A 19,782-nucleotide genomic window follows, 5' to 3' on the forward strand; every position below is an offset into this window, starting at 1 on the left:
ATGATAGCCCTTGCTTCCGCTTCCCCCCGTCGCCGCGAATTATTAGGCCAGTTGCAGCAGGATTTTGTGCTGGTCAGTGGCACTATTGATGAAACTCAATTAATGGGCGAAACCGCCGATCAGTACGTACTGCGTTTAGCGGAGCAAAAAGCTCTGGCTGGCTATCAGAGTCAACAGCTACCGCTGCCGACTCTGGGTGCAGATACTATAGTGCAGGTCGATGACTTAGTTTTAGGTAAACCTGTGGACGAGGCTGATTTTCAGCGCATGATGAGATTATTGTCAGGTCGTAGTCATTGGGTAAAAACTGCTGTTGCTATTGCGACAGAGCAGGGAGTCATCAGCACGACAGTCGCGACTAAAGTCTGGTTTAAACAGCTGTCCGAACAGGAAATACTCTGGTATTGGAATACAGGCGAGCCGGCTGATAAAGCCGGTGGTTATGGTATTCAGGGACTGGCTGGTCAATTTGTACAACGCATCGATGGCAGTTACTTTGCCGTAGTCGGTTTGCCTTTGTATGAAACAGCCCAGTTGCTGCAGGCTCTGAAGGAGCAGCGATGAGCGCAGAATTATTGATCAACGTCACCCCAAGTGAAACCCGGGTTGCTTTGATTGAAAACGGTGTCTTGCAGGAAGTGCATATTGAGCGTCAGGCCAAACATGGTCTGGTCGGCAACATTTATATGGGCAAAATCAGTCGCGTTTTGCCTGGTATGCAGGCCGCTTTTGTCGACATAGGCCTGGATAAAGCCGCCTTTTTACATGCCTCAGATATTGTCACTGCAGGTTTAAACATAGCGGACGCTGAACTCAAAGCGGGTCCGGTAAAAGATATCCGTTTGCTGGTGCACGAAGGCCAGTATTTGCTGGTGCAGGTGGTGAAAGATCCTCTCGGCACCAAAGGCGCCCGTTTAACCACTGATATCACTTTACCCAGTCGTCATCTGGTGTTTATGCCTGGTTCGGCTCATGTTGGTGTTTCTCAGCGTATTGAAAGTGAAGTTGAGCGTCAGCGTTTGAAAGATATTGTCAGCACTTGTCTGGATGAAACTGGTGGCTACATAGTTCGTACTGCAGCTGAAGGGGCAGGTGAAGATGAACTGCTGCACGATGGTAAGTTTTTACAAAAGTTATGGGCCAAAGTTTTAAAACGTAAGAAAAATGCCCGCAAAGAAACCATGTTGTACGAAGAGCTGACGCTGGCTTATCGTATTTTGCGTGACTTTGTCGGCTCTGATCTGGAGCGGGTGCGAATCGACAGTAAGCTGACTTATCAGCAACTACATGCTTTTACTGAAGAGTTTGTGCCAGAGATGACAGCCAGACTGGAGTATTATCCGGGCGAGCGGCCTGTGTTTGATTTATTCGATGTAGAAAATGAAATCCAGCGCGCGCTGGAACGTCGGGTTATGCTGAAAAGTGGTGGTTATCTGATGATCGACCAAACCGAAGCCATGACCACTATAGACGTCAATACCGGTGCTTTTGTTGGCCATCGTAATTTAGAAGAAACCATTTTTAACACCAATATCGAAGCCACCCAGGCCATAGCGCGTCAGTTGCGATTACGCAATCTGGGCGGCATTATCATTATCGATTTTATCGACATGCAAAGCGAAGAGCACCAGAAGCGCGTGTTGCATAGTTTAGAAGTGGCTTTGGGCCGGGATAAAACCAAAACCAATATTCATGGTTTTTCTGCGCTGGGTTTGGTGGAGATGACCCGCAAACGTACTCGGGAGAGTTTAGAGCATGTGCTTTGTGGCGAATGCCCTGTTTGTGAGGGGCGTGGTAGTTTAAAAACAGTCGAAACTGTCTGTTTTGAAATATTGCGGGAAATAGTCCGGGTGAACCGTGCTTATGTGGCAGATAAATTTGTAGTCTATGCATCACCTGCGGTAAAAGATGCATTGATAAATGATGAATTTCATAGCATGGCTGAACTTGAAGTTTTTATTGGTAAACAAATCAGTGTCGTGATCGAACCTCAATACGGTCAGGAACAATTTGACGTGGTGATGATGTAGTGCGAACAGTAAAACAGGCCTGGTTGTATTGCTTACACAAGCTCTGGATCTTTTTTGCTATCTTCGTGGTGTTGATGGCCACCTTAGTCTCAGCCTTACGTTTTGGCTTGCCGTATGCCCCTGGTTATAAAACCGATATTGAGCAGTGGATCAAAGCCGAATACGGCACTGAAGTAAGGATTGGCGCTTTATCTGCTGGCTGGCAGGGCACCGGCCCCGCTTTGGTGTTACAGCAATTGGAAGTTCTCGACAGCAGTTATCAGCCGCAGTTAACAGTCCAGGAAACCGGTATTCGTTTAGATTTCTGGCGTTCGCTGCGCACCATGAAACTCAGTGCTGCTCATTTTGAACTGACAGGCTTAACCTACAGAGTGGATGCTCAACGTTGGCTAGGCACTGGGGTCGCCACTCCTACGGATAACCAACAGCTATTTGATGCCTTGCAGGATCTGTTTTTTAAACAGCTACAACATTTCTCCGTGCTCGATAGCCAGCTGGTGTTTCACAACACCCAGGACGAGGATATCCGCTTGGATATCAAAGCGCTGAACTGGCAAAACGAGGGGGAGCGTCATCAGGGCTGGGGCGAGCTGTCTGTGGCTGATGTCACGGCCAATACTTTGTCTTTTATCATTGATTTAACAGGCGAACCCTCTAAAGCTCAGGGCCAGCTGTATCTGGCCAGCCAGCAATTGGATTTATTGCCATGGTTTCAGCAGTTATTACCTCAAACCCGCAAGCTTAACAGCGCCAAACTGAACTTTGCCGCCTGGGGCGATATTAAAGCCGGCAAGTTACAACAAATAGATGTGGCTTTATCCGACAACAACGTTGGCTGGCTGAAAGATGGCGTCTGGAATAAAGTTGCTTTGTCTGACGGTTATCTGCGTTGGGTGCCTATGGCTAAAGGCTGGAACTTAAGCTCAAGCCCTATGACGCTGAGTAACAGCAGTCAAAGCTGGCCAGGTTTACAGTTGCAGCTGAGTCAGAATGAATTGGGTTATCAGGCCTCGTTACAACATCTGCAGTTAGGGGTTGCTCGTCCTTTGCTGGAACTGTTTTCTGATGGGTCCGAGCAACTGCAGTCTCTGCTTGCTTATCAACTGGATGGTAAAATTGATCGAGTGGATCTGGTTACAGAACGTGATCAGTGGTACTTGTCCGGTCAATTTAATGAATTCTCTTCAGCACCAGTGGCTGATGTGCCTGGTGTCAAAGGCTTTAACGGCCGTTTTGTTGCGTCCCCTCATTTTGGCTGGCTGGGCTTAAAAGCACAAGACGGTGCACTGCAGTGGGGAGAGGCTTTTAGCAAAGACTGGACGTACAAAGGCGCTGAATTAGAGCTGGCCTGGCGCAAGCGCGCTGGCAACTGGCAAATCTTAGTGCCTTACTTAAGTTTGTGGCAGGACGCTTTTAGCCTCGAGGCTGAACTAGTGGTCAATCTGGACGATAAACCTGACATGGATTTAGTTGCAGAGCTGCATGGCGTACCGGTGCAAAACGCAGAACAGTTTTTCCCGAAATTTTATATGCCGGAGTCTGTGATTAATTACCTGAAACCAGCGCTGGTCTCGGGGGATGTCAGTTCAGGGAAAGTATTATGGTCCGGTGATTTTTCTGCTTACCCTTATGCTGAAAAAGACGGTGTATTTCAGGCAGTGGCTGAGGTGACCAATGCTGAGTTTTTATTTGATGAAAACTGGCCCAGTTTAACGGATTTGTCGGCTGAACTGTTTTTTGAAAATGCGGCCATGCTAATCAGCAGCAAATCTGGTTATCTGGTGGATGCGCCTGTAGAACAAGGGGTGCAGGTTGGTATTCCTGATTTATATAACGCCGATAAGCTGATCATCGATATCAAACAACAATTGCTGGCGGAACAAGTCACCACCCTAATGCAGGCTTCACCTTTGCACGATTCTGTTGGGGAAACTCTGGCTTATTTAGGCGTCACAGGTCCAGTTAAAGGTGACGTGCGTCTGAGCATTGGCCTGAATGAACCAACAGTAGATATCAAAGGTGCTATCGACTTTGAGCGCAATGGAGTGGCTTTGTCGGCTCCAGCTTTAGTTGGTGAAAACCTGACAGGTCGGCTCTCGTTTCATAACGACATTTTGACAGCTGATGATTTACAGCTCTTTATCAGTAATATTCCTGTGCAGTTTGGCTTTCGTGGTGAGCAGCAACAAGATAACTACAAGGTGTCTTTGTTAAGCCAGGGTTTGCAGAATAGTCAGGAACTGCTATTGAGTTTAGCACCTCAACTGGAGCACTTTGCAGCAGGCCCTCTGAACTGGCAGTTTAAGCTGGACTTGTTGTTAGCAGGTGAAGGCTATACCTATCAGGCTGATTTAGCCTTGGATTTGACCGATACCGAATTACTGCTGCCAGCGCCTTTAGCGAAAAAGTCAGGCCAGGCGGGCACTGTATTCTGGTCGTCCAGTGGTAGTCAGGATAATTCAGTCATCGCCTTAACTTATCAGGATTTAGTATTTTTTGACGCCAGTTATGTGCATGAGCAGGGGCAGATAGGTCGTGCCCATTTGAGTTTAGGCGACAAAGAAAATGCCGGTTTTGCCGATGGTTTTACCATCAGTGCCAATCTGGATAAAACCGACTTTATGCCTTGGTTTGAGCTGATTCGTCATCAAGTCAGTCAGCAATCGGATGAAACCGGACTCTTGCCTGCTTTGACTTCCGTCAAAGCCAAAGTAAATACGCTGAAGGTGACGGACGAGATAAGCTTTGATCAGGTACAACTGCAGCTGAAGCCGGAAGCCAATTCTTGGGTCGTGGACATCAATTCCACTCAAACCAAAGGCCAGTTACAGTTTGCAAAAGACTTGATGGCGCAGGGGATAGAAGCCAATCTGGAGTTTTTGAAATTATTCCCTTATGACCCGTTGAAAGCCGAAGCTGAAGCCTTGGCTGCTGCCGAATCTCTGGCAAAGCTGACGAAAGAGCAACAAATTGCCAAAGCGTTGGCTGATGTGGTGAAACCCGAACCTATGCCATGGCTGGCCGACTTACCACCTATCAAACTGGATTGTAAAAGTTGTGTGTTTGGGCCTTTTGATTTAGGCCAACTGACAATGCAAACCGAATCTGATGGCGAGCGCTTAACGATTCAGAGCTTTGAATCACGTTACAAAAAGCATCAGTTAAGTATCAAAGGTCAGTGGCAAAAAGATACGGAAGCAGGTGTCACCACATTATCAGCTAGCTTAATCAGCCCTGATTTTGGTCAACTGATGAAAGATTACCATTTAAGCTCGGCCGTAGCAGGCAGTTCTGCTGAAGTTCGCATTGATGATTTAAGTTGGGCTGGTGGGCCTACCCAGTTTAACTATGCCACTTTAGGCGGCAAACTGAACTGGCAGTTGGGGGAAGGCTCTTTGTCCGAGGTCAGCGACAAAGGTGCACGTTTATTGTCGATATTTAGTTTGGGTTCTTTGGTGCGTAAGCTGAAGCTAGACTTCAGGGATATTTTCTCCAAAGGCTTTTTCTACACTGAAATGAAAGGTGATTTACAGCTGGATAAAGGTGTGGCCCATACCAACAATACCATGGTGGATGGTGCAGCAGGTAAAATTGAAATTCAGGGTTATGCCGACTTAGTCACCCGTCAGCTGGATTATCAGATGGCATTTTTACCCAAGATCACCTCAAGTTTGCCTGTGTTAGTTGCCTTATTGCAGTTTAACCCTGCGACCGGTTTGGCAGCTTTAGCTCTGGACGAAATTGTGGAATCGGCTGAAGTCATTTCAAAAGTGAATTTTGTCGTGACAGGTAACTTTGATCAGCCTGAAGTGGTTGAAGTGGCTCGTCATACAACTGAAGTTGAAATTCCACGTTCTGATTTGTTAAAAGCCGAACAGGAAAAACGCTTACGTTTGCAGCAGGAGCAAGAGTCGCAGCAACAGCCTGCCAAGCCTGCCGCCAACAGCAAAACCAAGGACAAAGCCAATGGCTAACCTCTGGCGTTTATCTGCAGTACAACTGACCAGTGGCCCTGATGCTTTAGCCAATCTGGCCAAAGTGGATCAATTACTGGCACAGTTACCTAAAGCAGAACAGCATCTGGCGGTCTTACCCGAAGGTGTGGCCGTATTTGCCGGCCCTGATGGTTTAAATCTGCAACTGGCGGAAACCTTAGGCGCAGGCACTTTGCAAAGTGCTTATGCGACTTTAGCAAAAAAATATCAGCTGTATTTACTGGTTGGTACTTTGCCAACCCGTACTTCTGATCCAAAGCGTTTTGCCGCAAGTAGTCTGTTATACAGCCCTGAAGGTGAATTACTGGCGGATTATCAGAAAATTCATCTGTTTGATGCCTTAGTCAACGACAGTAGTCAGCAGTATTTGGAATCAGCTACTACTATGGCAGGTAAAAAACTAACTCTGACCCAGCTGGGCGATTTAAGACTGGGCATGCTGATTTGTTACGATATGCGTTTTCCAGGTTTAGCTCAGGCTTTAGCGGCTCAAGGCATGAATGTGATGGCTGTACCTTCGGCTTTTACTACTGTGACAGGGGAAGCACATTGGCATACCTTGTTAAGAGCCCGTGCCATAGAGACCCAGAGTTTTGTCGTTGCACCTGCTCAGGTAGGCACTCATATCAATGGTCGTCAGACTTATGGCCATAGTTTAATTATCGACCCTTGGGGCCGCATTCTGGCCGAAGCCGATGGCAGCAGCGAAATGGTGCTGAGTGTCGAAATTGATTTAGATTATTGCCAGCAGCTGGCAGAGAAAATGCCGGTAAGGCACCACAACAGATTTCAAAGTGAGTTCAAAGTATGAGTAAGGTCGAACATAACCTGTTAAGCGCCAGTGACTTAAGCGCCAGTGATTTACAGCAAAGCTTAGGCTTTTTATTTGCGCACAAGCTGGATTACGCTGACTTATATTTTCAGTCCAGTGTGCATGAATCCTGGGGTTTGGAAGATGGTTTAGTCAAAGACGGCTCTTTTAACATCGAACGGGGTGTGGGGGTTCGCGCCATCAGTGGTGAAAAAACCGGCTTTGCATATGCCGACTCTATTTCTGCAGCTGCCTTAAAACAAGCGTCAGAAGCAGCTCGTGGTATAGCAGCTGTAGGGCAACAAGGCACTGTACAGGTCTTTAAGCAGCAAACTCAACCAGAAATTTATTTACCTTGTGAGCCACTGCAAAGTCTGGATAACACTGCCAAGGTTGAGCTACTCAAGCAGATGGAAGTTTATATCCGTAGTCTCGATAGCCGTGCTGAACAGGTCGCTGTGAGTTTGTCCGGTGTGTATGAAGAAATATTGGTAGCTGCCTCTGACGGCACTTTTGCAACAGATATCCGTCCTTTAGTACGGTTAAACTGTTCAGTGCTGCTGCAACACAATGGTCGCCGTGAACGCGGTGGCAGCGGTGGTGGCGCTCGCACTGACTATCAGTATTTCCTTGAAGATGTGAATGGCTCACCGCGTTGGCAAGGGTATGCCCGCGAAGCCGTGCGTATGGCTCAGGTCAACTTAACAGCTGTAGACGCTCCAGCCGGCACTATGCCTGTGGTATTAGGCTCTGGCTGGCCTGGCGTGCTGTTACATGAAGCCGTTGGTCATGGTCTGGAAGGGGATTTTAACCGCAAAGGTTCCTCTACTTTTGCGGGTCGTATTGGGGAGCAGGTTGCATCCAAGCACTGCACTATTGTCGATGACGGCACTTTGGCTCATCGCCGTGGTTCGCTGAATATCGACGACGAAGGTACTGCCAGCCAATACAACGTGTTGATCGAAAACGGCATTCTCAAAGGTTATATGCAGGATAAGCACAACGCCATGCTGATGAACGTGGCGCCAACAGGCAACGGCCGTCGAGAGTCTTTTGCCCATTTGCCTATGCCTCGTATGACCAATACTTACATGCTGGCCGGTGAATATGACCCACAAGAAATTATTGGCAGCGTGAAAAAAGGCATTTATGCACCGAATTTTGGTGGTGGTCAGGTGGATATCACCTCAGGCAAGTTTGTATTCTCAGCCTCAGAAGCTTATCTGATTGAAGATGGTAAAATTACCACCCCTATTAAAGGCGCAACTCTGATTGGTAATGGCCCGGAGGCGATGCAGCAGGTGTCTATGGTGGGTAACGACCTGACGCTGGATGCTGGTGTTGGGGTCTGTGGTAAACAAGGCCAAAGCTTGCCTGTCGGTGTGGGTCAGCCGACCTTAAAACTGGATGCGATGACGGTAGGTGGTACGGCTTAACCTGCCTTGCCGTAAAAAAGGCTGTCCCTTCAAGCAGTTTTACGGCAAGATCCCACTCTTAAAATTAAGCGCTGACTGAGAATTTCGCCTGCTATGTTACAAACTTTGTTAAACAGACGTCGTCTGGCCAAATTGCCAAAAACAGATCTGGTGGCTGAAACCGTTTCTGTATTGTGGTCAGCTGCCGATTACAAAAGCACAGTGCTTGATTTGATCCAGCGTGCTCAACATCGTATTGTGATCACGGCTTTGTATTTGCAGGCTGATGAAGCAGGTGAGCAAATTCTGCGGGCTTTATTTGCAGCTAAACAGCAGAAACCTGATTTACAGGTGACTGTGTATGTCGACTATCACCGCGCCCGTCGTGGTCTGATTGGGCAGGAAGGCGCCCGCACCAACAACGATTTTTATCGTGAGATTGCCAAAGACTACGACTTGCCTATCCAAATTATTGGCGTGCCGGTGAAAAAGCGTGAGCTGTTTGGTGTACTGCATTTGAAAGGTTTCGTGTTTGATCAAACCCTGCTGTACAGCGGTGCATCACTGAACAATGTCTATCTGGCCGAACAAAACCGTTACCGTGCTGACCGTTATTTAGTGCTGCAAAATCAAGTGATGACAGACGCCATAGTGCAGGCGCATCAGCAATTATTTGGCGATGAGGAACAAACGCCTGAACTCTTAGACGATGAAGACTATGTCAGTCAGGCGGTGAAACGTCAGTCACGTTTATGGCTCAAACATGCCAAAGCCACCCGTTATCAGTATGCGGATAAAACCGATTCAGCTTTACGTGCTTCCTTGCTGATGGGCCTGGGACGGCGTAATAACGAGCTGAATAGTACAGTGCTTGCTTTGCTTTCTGTGGCACAACAGGACGTCTTAATTTATACCCCTTATTTTAATCCGCCTGTGGCTTTGGCTCGTGCGCTACGTAAATGTTTAAAACGTGGTGTCACAGTGACCATAGTAGTGGGCGATAAAACTGCTAACGATTTTTATATTCCGCCAGGTCAGCGTTTTAGCAAAATTGGTGGTCTGCCTTATTTCTACGAAACCATTTTGCGTAAGTTTGTCCGCGCGAATCAAAAATTCATCGATGCAGGTTTATTACACGTCAAACTGTGGAAACATGAAGACAACAGCTACCATCTGAAAGGCTTGAGTGTAGATGGTGTCAAACATCTTTTTACAGGCCATAACCTGAATCCTCGTGCTTTTGCTCTGGATTTTGAAAACGGTATTTATGTCGAAGACGAGTTGCAGCAGTTAAAAACTCTGCTGGAGCAGGAAAAACAGGTCATCACAGCCCATGCCACTGAAATTGTGCATTATTCAGAAATTGAAACAGTACGCGATTATCCGGAAGTAGTGCAAAAGCTGTTAGGTCAGTTGCGCCGTATAGGTGCGGATTTAGTGGTGAAACGGTTGATATAAAAATGGGGTCATATTTGACCCCATTTTTTAATCTTCTAAAATAGCCGGTTTAATCAGCTGGAACAATTCACGGAACGCCTTAGGTGGCAAACCTTTTTCCTGTTCTCTTTTGGCATTACGAATAAGCGCACGTAACTGCTGTACGTCCACTTCGGGGAATGCCTCAACAAATTCAGTTAAGGCGTCCGGGTTAGCAATCAATTTATCGCGCCAGGTTTCTACTAAGTGAAACTTACGGGTCGCTGCCTGATTGGTATTACGCAGCACGGCCAAAGCACGCTCTATAGGCTCCAGATCACGGGTACGCATTAAACGACCAATAAACTGGATATGGCGGCGCAATGCTTCGTGCTTTTTCACCAGCTTATCAGCCAGCGCTAAAGCGTCTTTTAACTCTTCATCTAAATCTAACTTAGCGCGGGCAGCAGGCTTAACGCCACCAGCTCTTCGCCCAGCTTTTGTAACGCAGTCATTTCTTTTTTGACTTGGGTTTTACTCTTACCATGCTCAACATCCCAGTCGTCGCCATGGGTAAAGTCGGTCATATCGGCCATAGAATTCTCTTACCATCTTATTTAATGTGGCAAGTATACCTGATCTCCCGAGCAATAGCAGCGGCGCCCTTCGTACTTGAAGCCGCAGCGGCGTTAACCGCACTCCTAGCCCCAGTCACATAGACAACTATGCTCCTGGGATCTCGTTCGCTTGTCGCCTTGCTGCAACTCCAATTACTTTGGGCCGAGTCGTCCAACATCTAGGCAGCTGTGTTGACCACCCCTGCGTCCAATTATTGTGGAACTATGGTAAGCTGAGCGTAAAATTCTGGTAGGTATAAAAACAGATGAGTCAAACCGAAATAACAATCTGGCAAGAAATCGCCGAAGTCAAAGATGCGGTCAGCCAGGTGCTGGCGCATGCCAAACAATTAGGTGCAACCAGTGCTGAAGCATCGATGAACCGCACTCGCGGTTTAAGTGTCGAGACCCGTCATGGTGAAGTAGAAACCGTCGAGTTTAATCAGGACGGTGGTTTAGGCATCAGCATTTATGTCGGCCAGCGTAAAGGCTCGGCGTCTACCGCTGACTTAAGCCCCGCTGCGTTAAAACGCACTGTAGAGGCTGCTATTGATATAGCCCGATACACCTCTGAAGATCCACATGCAGGTTTAGCTGATGCGGCCTGGCTGGAATTATCGCCGCCGGATCTGGATTTATTCCATCCGGCTTCGGTCTCTACCGAACAGGCTATTGAATGGTGTAAAGCTTCTGAAGAGGCTGCTTTTGCTTACGATGCGCGGATCACCAACTCGGAGGGCGCATCCTTTTCGTCACATCAGGGCTTAAAAGTTTATGGCAATAGTCATGGCCAGTTAGTTGGTTATCCAAGCAGCCGTCACAGTTTAAGCTGTGTGGTGATTGGTGAAGATGGCGATGATATGCAGCGCGACTACAGCTACACAGTGGCCCGTGAATTAGGTGCCTTATTGGACCCGGCTCAGATTGGCCGTGAAGCGGCGATGGAAACAGTACAACGCTTAAATGGCCGTAAGCTCGGTACGCAAAAAGTACCAGTTATTTTCCGTGCTGATATCGCCAGCAGTATTTTTGGTCATTTGGTTTCCGCCATCAGCGGCGGCAGTATTTACCGTAAATCCAGTTTCTTGCTGGATAAAGTAGGCCAACCAGTGATGTCCGACAAAGTCACTATTATTGAGCGCCCGCATTTAAAACAAGCTTTAGCCTCCAGTCCTTTTGATGGCGAAGGTGTGAAAACCCGCGATTTAACAGTGCTGGATCAAGGCGTATTAAATACCTACCTGACCACCAGTTATTCAGGCCGTAAGTTAGGTTTGCCAAGCACGGGTCATGCCGGTGGTATCCATAACTGGTTAGTGCAACATGGGGATGCCGACTTAGCTCAGCTGTGCCGTGATATGGGCACGGGCTTGTTGGTGACAGAACTGATGGGGCAGGGCGTCAATACAGTCACAGGCGACTACTCGCGTGGTGCTGCAGGTTTCTGGGTTGAAAACGGTCAAATTCAATTCCCTGTATCCGAAATCACTATAGCTGGTACTTTGCAGCAAATGTTTATGGATATTCAGGCCATAGGCAAAGACGTTGACCCTCGTGGTGGCGTGCTGACAGGTTCTGTATTGATAGGCCAGATGCAAATCGCTGGTCACTAATACCCGTCGTCCTTGAAGCTGCAGCTTTGTTGACTGCGCCATTTCGCCCCAGTCACATAGGTTAACTATGCTCCTGGGGTCTAACTGACTTGTCGCCTCCCTGAATCTTCAAATAACTTGGGTATATGTTGTGGTCAGAGCCTTGGCTCTGACCTCTTTTACTTCACCTTGATTTTTTTGAACTTTTCCCCCAGCTATAGCCACAAAGCATCAGTTCTTTTTCCGGAGTTTGTTATGAAATCTTTGTATTTTTTAGTACCTGCCACTTTGTCTTTTTTACTGACCAGCTGTGGTTACTTAGCTGGCGATGAAAAACAGCAGTTAGAACAAGCCTGGCTGGCGAAAGATCAGCAGCTACAGCGGGCGGTAGAACAAATCCGTACTCAGGGTTTAGAAGCTGTAGCCGCTGGCGCGGAAGCAGGCTCTGTCGCTTCTTGTGTGGCTACCACTTTAGCAGCTGATCCGGTTGGTCGTTTAATCAGCGTGGAAGGTGCTTTGGTGGAGTCGGCCAAGGTGTCACAGTTACTGGCCGATTTACAGCAGGTGATGGAGCAGGAAGTCACGCTTGATCAAGTTGCAGGCTTATTACAACGTGGTGCTGATGCAGCGGCTTACGCTAAAACCTTAATTGAACAACAAGGTGTAGAGCAGGCGTTGCAGACATTAAAGCAGATGGCCATTGCCAGTCAGCAGTTTGCCCAGCAAGATTTAGGGGCACATTTACAGCAGTTATTAGCCAGTTGTCCTACTAAGCAAGCGGAATAATATAGCGCGGGTATATGATCAGATATGCTCGTCACACTGTTCCCTGCAGTTGTGACATACCGTCCTTCCGTGGACATCGTTACAACAATGCTCCCTGCAGTTGTGACATACCGTCCTTCCGTGGACATAAAAAAGCCGCTCAGTGAGCGGCTTTTGTGTCTTGAAATCAGCAGAGCTTAGTTAATACCAGTCTTTAAACCACGACGGATTAACAGCGCATCTGTGGTTGGTTCCTGACCACGGAAGGCTTTGTAGGCTTCCATTGGGTCTTTGCTGTTACCAATAGACAGAATATTTTTACGGAAGTTAATGCCGTTTTCCAGCTTTAAACCACCCTGAGTTTGCACATAGGCAAAAGCGTCAGCAGCCAGAATCTCACTCCACATATAAGCGTAGTAACTGGCTGAATAGCCACCAGAGAAGACGTGAGCGAAGAAAGTCGACTTATAACGTGGTGGCACAGCAGCCAGATCCACACCGTGTTTCTTCAACGCTTCAGCTTCAAACTTCTGTACGTCCTGCAGTGGTGCATCGGCTGGCAGAGAGTGCCATTCCATATCCAGTAGGGCAGAAGACATATATTCCAGTGTGTCATACCCCTGGTTGAAGCTGCGTGACTTCATGATTTTTGCCAAAAGTTCAGCAGGGATAGCTTCGCCTGTTTTGTAGTGTTTGGCGTAGTTGCCAATTACATCAGGGTGAGCTGCCCAGTCTCCTGGAAAGTCGACGGGAACTCAACGAAGTCACGGGATACTGAAGTACCAGCTAAAGCCGGGTAGGTCACGTCGGAGAATAAACCATGCACTGCATGACCAAATTCATGGAACATAGTGGTGACATTGTCATAGCTCACCAGCGTAGGTTCACCGGCTGGGCCTTTAGGAATGTTCATCACGTTTACAACTACAGGCTTCTGATTTAACAGCTTGCTTTGCTCGACAAAAGAACTCATCCAGGCGCCACCACGTTTGCCATCACGGGCAAAGTAGTCCGCATAGAAAATAGCCATGCTTTTGCCGTCAGCGTCAAACACTTCATAAGCTTTTACATCCGGGTGATACACAGGTAAATCCGGACGGGCCTTCATGGTGATACCAAACAGTTTGTTCATTGTGTAGAACATACCGTCGTTCAGGACGCGTTCAAATTCAAAGTACTCGCGCACTTGGGCTTCGTCTAAATCGTATTTGGCTTTACGTACTTTCTCAGCATAGAACTCCCAGTCCCATGGTTGTAATTCAAAGTCACCGCCGGTTTCTTTGATCATGGCCTGAATAGCTTCAGCTTCTTTTTTGGTATTTTCTACGACAGCAGGCACCATAGAACCGAACATATCCAGTACAGCTTTAGGCGTTTTTGCCATAGTAGGTTCTAACTGGTAAGTCGCCCAGTTGTCATACCCTAGCAGCTTGGCGCGTTCAGCACGCAGTTGCGCTAAACGGGCAACGATAGGCTGGTTGTCTGTTTCACCTGAAGTACCGCGGTAGGCTGAGGCTTCCCATACTTTTTTACGTACTTCACGGTTTTCCAGTGAAGCTAAAGCTGGCTGACGAGTGGTGTTGGTAATTTCGATAATAAATTTACCTTCTTTACCTTTGGCTTTCGCGCCTTCTGCCGCTGCTGTGATTTCAGCTTCTGATAAGCCTGATAATTCTTCTTTGGTATCCACATAAACCGCGATTTGATCTTTCATCGCCATCAGGTTCTGCTGATATTTGTTGGTCAGCGTGGACTGCTCTTCGTTTAAAGCACGAATTTTAGTTTTTTGCTCTTCGGTTAAGTTGGCACCGGCACGAACAAAACGCTCATAATAGTCTTCAACTAAACGAGTGGCCTCACCGTCTAAACCTAAGGTGGCACGGGCGTCATACACTGCTTTTACCCGGGCAAATAGCTGAGGATTCAGGTTGATATTGTCTGAATGCGCAGCAAATTTAGGTGCCATTTCAGATTGAATTTTCTGGATCTCATCATTACTGATGGTGCCTGTCATATTAAAGAAGGTGCTAGTTACACGAGTTAACAACTCACCACTTTTCTCCATAGCGACAATAGTGTTTTCAAAAGTTGCAGGCTCTTTATTGTCAGCAATAGTCAGGATCTCAGCCATATGCTGTTTGATGCCTTCTTCCATAGCTGGCTGATAATGTTCAACTTTAATTTTGTCAAATTCAGGCGCTTCGTATTGCAGCGTACTTTTTACTAACAATGGATTGGTCACCGCAGCTTGCTCCGTTGCTGGTGCAGCAGCTTGAGTTTGTTCAACTGCTGCTGTGGTTTTTGCTTCTTCCGCTGGCTTGGAGCAGGCACTTAAAGCGACTGCTGCGCCGATAGCGCTGGCAATTAACGTCTTGCGCATGAATATTTCCTTCTGGGTATCTTGGTTGCTTTTTTGTTATGGAATCACAGTAAAATCATTACCTGTTAACTGGTTGAGTATGCCAAAAGCAGTGCTGAAAAGACAGGTTTTGCAGTAAATGGCAGATTTAGTGGGATAAGTGGCGCACAGCTGCGGCAATAGCTTAGCCAGGATTAGTGTTTTGTACCCGAAGTGCTCTATCCATTGAGCTCAGCCTCAGAATGCTTTGCTGGTTGGGTAGGGCTTTGCCTGCTTAGTATGGGTGTTGAAAAATAATTCAAACTGCTCCGCACTTAAAGGTTTACTGAAAAAGTAGCCCTGAATTTCATCGCAGTATTGGGCACTGAGGAAGTCTTGCTGCTGTTGTGTCTCCACGCCTTCCGCTATGGTGCGCATGCCCAGACTGTGAGCCATCTGCACTATAGCTTTCACAATAGCCTGATCATTAGGGCTAACCTGCAGCTCTCTGATAAAGGACTGATCTATTTTCAGCCGATCCACAGCAAAGCCCTTGAGATAGCTCATCGAGGAATAGCCAGTACCAAAATCATCGATCGATAAAGAGAAACCTGCAGCACTGAGCTCCTTCATAATCAGACTAGCCGCTTGAGGATTTTTTAAGGCCACAGCTTCTGTCAGTTCCAGCTCTATCTGCTGTGGTTTTACCCCGGCTTTTGTCACCAGCTCAATCACATGTTGAACAAAACCCGGTTGCGCAAATTGCAAGGCTGAAATATTCACCGCCAGCAGCAGCTCTGTGATCCCTACTGACTGCCATTGCTTCAATTGTCTGGCAGCATGCTCCAATACCCAGTCACTGATGGGACCTATCAAGCCATTGTTTTCTGCAAGTGGAATAAATACGGCCGGAGAGATTTCACCAAATTGCGCGCTGGTCCAACGTAGCAGAGTTTCGGCCCCTACAATGCGGCCGGTTTGCAGGCAGACCTGAGGCTGGAACACCAAACGTAATTCATGACGGCTGATAGCGTGTTTCAGGGCGTTGTCGAGTGCCAGCGAGCGGGCGCTGTCTTCCTGCATATCAGGAGCAAAAAAGCGGAAACTGTTTCGCCCGTCTTGTTTCACTCTGTACATGGCGGTCTCAGCACAAAGTCTCAGTGCATCAAAATCTGTTGCATCATTCGGATACAAGGCGATGCCAATAGACGCATTGATCAACAAATCATGTTGTTCAATCAATAAAGGCTCAGCCAGCGTGGCCAACAAACGCGAGGCCATAGCTGTGGCTTGCATCTGCGACATTTCGGGAAACAACAAGGTGAAATGATCCCCGGATTGGCGCGATAATGTATCCTGATCATTCAGTGGTACCCGCAGACGTTGTGCTATTTCCCGTAATACTAAATCTCCGATCGCCTGACCCAGAGCATCGTTAATCACTTTAAAGTTATCCAGATCCAAATACATAAGCGCCGTCGTCTGGCCGTCAGATAGCTGCGCTGACTCACGCTCCTCAAAGCGTTGCCTGAGCAAACTGGTATTAGGCAAACCAGTTAACTGATCAAAGTTGGAGAGTTGCTGTAGTCTGGCTTCAATTTGTTTACGGGCGGTAATATCCTCTTTGTGCGCCAGGTAGTTAACAATTTCACCTTGTTCATTACGAATAGGATAGATATAAGCTGACTCAGTGAACAGAGAACCGTTTTTGTGCCTGTTAATCAACTCGCCGTTCCACAGCTCGCCAGCTTTGAGCTTGCTCCACATTTGCTTATAGGTTTGTTCAGGGGTATAGCCTGACTTCAGGACGCGCGGATTTTGACCTATGACTTCTGCTTTGCTGTAACCACAGTTTTCAACAAAAGCTAGATTAACGTATTCAATGCAGGCATTGGCATCAGTAATGATGATAGGAAAGGGGCTTTGATCGACTGCCGCTGAGAGCTTCTGAATTGTGGCATTCTGACGTTTGCGTTCTGAGATATCGCGGGCTGAGGCATAAATCAGGGTGCCATCAAATTTGATTCGCCACTCCAAAGTACAGGACCCGCCCTCCTTCATTTTCCATTGAATTTCAAAATCCAGCACATCATTATTTTGTTGCAGTTGCACTATGGCTTGCTGCAATTTGGTTTGGTCCGTAGCGTCGACAAAATCAAGCAAAGAAGAACCGAGCATTTCAGTCGTGCTAAAACCTGTCAAAGGCTGCCAGGCCTCATTCAGCTGTAGCAGGCGGCCTTGTTGATCGCAAATACAGAATAGGTCCAGATTAGAGCTGAAGAAATAATCCAGCTGCTGCTGTTTTTGTTTCAGTGATTGTTCTTGTTCGACTAAGTCGGTCACATCTCTGGATAACACTAAAAACCGGGTGGGTGTGATATTGGCTTTGATGGCGACAGAGAGTTCAAAGTAACGCTGTTGGCCGTTCAGATGCAAAGCAATACGACGGCCACGGCTGATGCTTTCGGTTTTAGCTTGTTGCAAGCTAGCAAAGCAAGTATCTGCGGCTTCAGGAGTCATGACATCCCTGATATTTCTCCCCAACAAACTGTGTTCAGGTGCAAGCAGTTTGGAGGTTTCTCGGGCATGAACTTCTAAATAGTTGCCTTGCGCATCCAGCTCAAAGAGTAAATCAGGCAAAGCGTTTAAGGTGGTACTGAGCTGGATCTCAGACGCTTTTAGCTTCTGGTAAGGCAACTGAACTGTTTCAACAAACAAGGCTTTATATAAAAAACCATAAGCAAGAATTTTATAAAGATGGCCAAGCAGGTGATAAGAATCAGACATAGTGGTATACAGTGTAAAAAAGAATTCACTCATAGCCATAATACAGCTGGCGGCGAACAGCCCTGCAGTGTGGACCCGCCTCTCTGTCCGCATACTGGAGAGATTCAGCAAAGCAATCAATAAGTAGCAAAACATCAAGCTGTATTCAAAGCTGATTTTAAAGTAGGTTAAGCCAGTTTTTTCGTTGAAGGTAGCAGGTACATAATCTGGATAGAACAGAAAAAGCAGATGAAGTGCAGTGACTAACAGTAAAACCAACAGCGAAATTAGATATTTCAGACTACGGTTCTTGAATGCCGGAATACGCATCATAAATAACGCACCCAGCAAAGCGATCGCAGCAAAGGTGCGACCTGCTAACCAAAAATTTATACCTTTTTCCGCACTGGATGGAGTAACAAAGTCAGGCATACCCACAAAAGAGAGCAGGTGCGATAAGTCCAGCAGAGCGACGCCCAAAAACCAGGCTGATAACCAGATAATACGGGGCGATTGCAGAAATTTTTGGGTGTTCCAGCCGATGGCAAAAATCAGCACAGAAACGCAGACTGCTATCACTTCCAGGATGATATGCAATGATAGGTAATTAGCAAGACCGGGCGAATAAATCAGCGTGGGGTAGAGCAAGACAGTACACAATATGACAGCTAACAGCATCACGACCCGAAAGGCTTGCCGGGACTCAGTCAGATGACTTGGATGGACCATTGTGCACCAAAGATTTTAATAGTATGGCCTGAGTATAAGAGCTTACTAAAGAATATGGCCAGAAAAAACTGACTTGTTTGATAGTAATGGCTATATGTCAGACTTGGCTGTAAGCATCTCCAGACAAATAACAGTTCGCTGCTGCGCTTGTTGCGACAAGTCTAGCTTTTGCCTTCAGCCCAACTGTGGCTTTGAGTTTTGTCGCCAAATGCGATATGGTATCCAACATCGAATTCCTATTTTCATCGCAAACAAGACGGAGGTGATGTTGTTTAAAACTGCAATAAAGTCGCCGTCTTATCACGCCGCTTTTTTTACCGTCTTCCATTTCTGAGCCGGCTCCATACTGATGGGGTCGGCATAGCTGTTATTTTCTTATTTTTAACTGCTTAAATTCCGGAGTCTGGAATGACCTTATTCAAAAAACACGCATCGGGTAAAACCGATGTTTCGGCTTTATTTTTAATGGCCAGTACGGCTATTCAACCGCTGCCGCCCTGGCAATTGCAACAGCTGTTACTCCAGCTGGAATCTGTCGCAAAAGGCAAACGCAAAGCCTTAAGTGAAACTGGTATGTTGCCCGGCTGTTCAGCTCGTTTGCTGGATTTATCCGATCAAACCGAAGTCTGGCTGACGTTGGTCTATCCACAGCAGGCCAACCCGGAACAGGGCTTTATTTCAGTGTTATCGCCTTTGGGTGCAGCTTTACTTGGCAAAAATGTCGGTGAAGTAGCTGAAGTGAAGCTATTGCGCCGTCCATTACGTTTTTTGTTATGTGATCTGATGTCGGTGAAACAACCACCGGCTTTCCTTCCTTCTGTACAGGAGAACTCCATGAAACATCCGTTGCCACAACAGGCATTGTCAGAACATGCTTTACCTCAACTCGTGTTGTCCAGTCTGGATCTGGACAGGTTGGATCAATTGTTAAACACTTTACCTGCCACAGACCCAGCTCGTTTATTACTGGAACAGGAGCTGGAGCGGGGCGAGATCGTGGAGCCTGAAGTTATACCGCCCAATGTGGTGACTATGAATTCGACAGTGCGGATCCGTCTGCCAAAAACAGGCGATGAATCCTGCCTGACGCTGGTGTATCCAAAAGATCTGGACGCAAGCGGCGATAAAGTCTCTGTATTGGCTCCGGTAGGCTCAGCTTTACTTGGTCTTTGTGAAGGCGATCAAATTCATTGGCCTATGCCATCCGGCGATATTCAGCCGATCCAAGTGCTGCAGCTGGTCTACCAGCCAGAGCGAGCAGGGCAATTCCACAGGTAGAGATTTACCGCTAGTGGGATGGTTAAACCA

The 19,782-nt window shown here is 47.2% G+C and carries 12 protein-coding genes and 1 pseudogene; 9 read left to right on the forward strand and 4 right to left on the reverse strand.

Annotated elements, in window-relative coordinates; all coding sequences use genetic code 11:
- The 6 genes from WH43_RS07755 to pssA all read left to right on the forward strand — a co-directional run bounded on the left by WH43_RS07755 (nt 1) and on the right by pssA (nt 9,709).
- Entirely contained in the window at nt 1-564 is a 564-nt protein-coding gene (locus WH43_RS07755) for a Maf family protein (RefSeq protein ID WP_053424098.1), read from the forward strand.
- Complete coding sequence (gene rng / locus WH43_RS07760) at nt 561-2,030, forward strand: ribonuclease G (protein WP_053424066.1); 1,470 nt, start codon at nt 561-563, stop codon at nt 2,028-2,030. Before WH43_RS07755 ends, rng begins: the two co-directional genes overlap by 4 nt.
- Nucleotides 2,030-6,004, forward strand: a complete 3,975-nt coding sequence (locus tag WH43_RS07765) for a YhdP family protein (RefSeq protein ID WP_053424067.1) — start codon at nt 2,030-2,032, stop codon at nt 6,002-6,004. Before rng ends, WH43_RS07765 begins: the two co-directional genes overlap by 1 nt.
- Nucleotides 5,997-6,836: a carbon-nitrogen hydrolase family protein gene (locus tag WH43_RS07770; protein WP_053424068.1), complete on the forward strand. Its 840-nt coding sequence runs from the start codon at nt 5,997-5,999 to the stop codon at nt 6,834-6,836. Before WH43_RS07765 ends, WH43_RS07770 begins: the two co-directional genes overlap by 8 nt.
- Nucleotides 6,833-8,272 (forward strand): metalloprotease TldD, encoded by a 1,440-nt coding sequence (gene tldD, locus WH43_RS07775; RefSeq protein WP_053424069.1) that lies wholly within the window; start codon nt 6,833-6,835, stop codon nt 8,270-8,272. The genes WH43_RS07770 and tldD overlap by 4 nt, the downstream gene beginning before the upstream one ends.
- Before the next feature lie 93 nt (nt 8,273-8,365).
- Complete coding sequence (gene pssA / locus WH43_RS07780) at nt 8,366-9,709, forward strand: CDP-diacylglycerol--serine O-phosphatidyltransferase (RefSeq protein WP_053424070.1); 1,344 nt, start codon at nt 8,366-8,368, stop codon at nt 9,707-9,709.
- Between the two features lie 27 nt (nt 9,710-9,736).
- Here pssA and yjgA read toward each other — a convergent pair.
- Nucleotides 9,737-10,263: pseudogene (gene yjgA, locus WH43_RS07785) on the reverse strand (ribosome biogenesis factor YjgA).
- A gap of 287 nt (nt 10,264-10,550) precedes the next feature.
- On the opposite strand from yjgA, the gene pmbA reads away from it, so the two are divergent.
- Both pmbA and WH43_RS07800 read left to right on the forward strand, forming a co-directional pair.
- Nucleotides 10,551-11,897 carry a metalloprotease PmbA gene (pmbA, locus tag WH43_RS07795; RefSeq protein ID WP_053424072.1) on the forward strand — a complete coding sequence of 449 codons (1,347 nt, stop codon included), beginning with the start codon at nt 10,551-10,553 and terminating at the stop codon, nt 11,895-11,897.
- Nucleotides 11,898-12,131: 234 nt separating this feature from the next.
- Nucleotides 12,132-12,662 (forward strand): hypothetical protein, encoded by a 531-nt coding sequence (locus WH43_RS07800; RefSeq protein WP_053424073.1) that lies wholly within the window; start codon nt 12,132-12,134, stop codon nt 12,660-12,662.
- Between the two features lie 176 nt (nt 12,663-12,838).
- Here the strand turns inward: WH43_RS07800 and WH43_RS20470 are convergent, their stop codons facing one another.
- From WH43_RS20470 to WH43_RS07810, 3 genes are all read right to left on the reverse strand, one after another.
- Nucleotides 12,839-13,351: a M3 family metallopeptidase gene (locus WH43_RS20470; protein ID WP_353504798.1), complete on the reverse strand. Its 513-nt coding sequence runs from the start codon at nt 13,349-13,351 to the stop codon at nt 12,839-12,841.
- On the reverse strand, nt 13,351-15,021 hold the full coding sequence (locus WH43_RS07805) for a M3 family metallopeptidase (protein ID WP_286049568.1): 1,671 nt from the start codon (nt 15,019-15,021) through the stop codon (nt 13,351-13,353). The genes WH43_RS20470 and WH43_RS07805 overlap by 1 nt, the downstream gene beginning before the upstream one ends.
- 216 nt (nt 15,022-15,237) lie before the next feature.
- Nucleotides 15,238-18,474: a bifunctional diguanylate cyclase/phosphodiesterase gene (locus WH43_RS07810; RefSeq protein WP_053424074.1), complete on the reverse strand. Its 3,237-nt coding sequence runs from the start codon at nt 18,472-18,474 to the stop codon at nt 15,238-15,240.
- A gap of 408 nt (nt 18,475-18,882) precedes the next feature.
- Here WH43_RS07810 and rnk point away from each other — a divergent pair, with 408 nt between their 5' ends.
- Nucleotides 18,883-19,752 carry a nucleoside diphosphate kinase regulator gene (gene rnk, locus WH43_RS21065; protein ID WP_082335718.1) on the forward strand — a complete coding sequence of 290 codons (870 nt, stop codon included), beginning with the start codon at nt 18,883-18,885 and terminating at the stop codon, nt 19,750-19,752.
- Nucleotides 19,753-19,782 lie beyond the last annotated feature (30 nt).

Origin of the sequence: Rheinheimera sp. KL1, assembly GCF_001275035.1 — a bacterium.
Taxonomy (GTDB): domain Bacteria; phylum Pseudomonadota; class Gammaproteobacteria; order Enterobacterales; family Alteromonadaceae; genus Pararheinheimera; species Pararheinheimera tangshanensis.

Bases quoted from the DNA above. Each gene is read 5' to 3' on its own strand.
- WH43_RS07755 (WP_053424098.1), top strand. From the start codon at position 1: ATGATAGCCCTTGCTTCCGCTTCCCCCCGTCGCCGCGAATTATTAGGC.
- rng (WP_053424066.1), top strand. From the start codon at position 561: ATGAGCGCAGAATTATTGATCAACGTCACCCCAAGTGAAACCCGGGTT.
- WH43_RS07770 (WP_053424068.1), top strand. From the start codon at position 5,997: ATGGCTAACCTCTGGCGTTTATCTGCAGTACAACTGACCAGTGGCCCT.
- tldD (WP_053424069.1), top strand. From the start codon at position 6,833: ATGAGTAAGGTCGAACATAACCTGTTAAGCGCCAGTGACTTAAGCGCC.
- pssA (WP_053424070.1), top strand. From the start codon at position 8,366: ATGTTACAAACTTTGTTAAACAGACGTCGTCTGGCCAAATTGCCAAAA.
- pmbA (WP_053424072.1), top strand. From the start codon at position 10,551: ATGAGTCAAACCGAAATAACAATCTGGCAAGAAATCGCCGAAGTCAAA.
- WH43_RS07800 (WP_053424073.1), top strand. From the start codon at position 12,132: ATGAAATCTTTGTATTTTTTAGTACCTGCCACTTTGTCTTTTTTACTG.
- WH43_RS07805 (WP_286049568.1), bottom strand. From the start codon at position 15,021: ATGCGCAAGACGTTAATTGCCAGCGCTATCGGCGCAGCAGTCGCTTTA.
- WH43_RS07810 (WP_053424074.1), bottom strand. From the start codon at position 18,474: ATGGTCCATCCAAGTCATCTGACTGAGTCCCGGCAAGCCTTTCGGGTC.
- rnk (WP_082335718.1), top strand. From the start codon at position 18,883: ATGACCTTATTCAAAAAACACGCATCGGGTAAAACCGATGTTTCGGCT.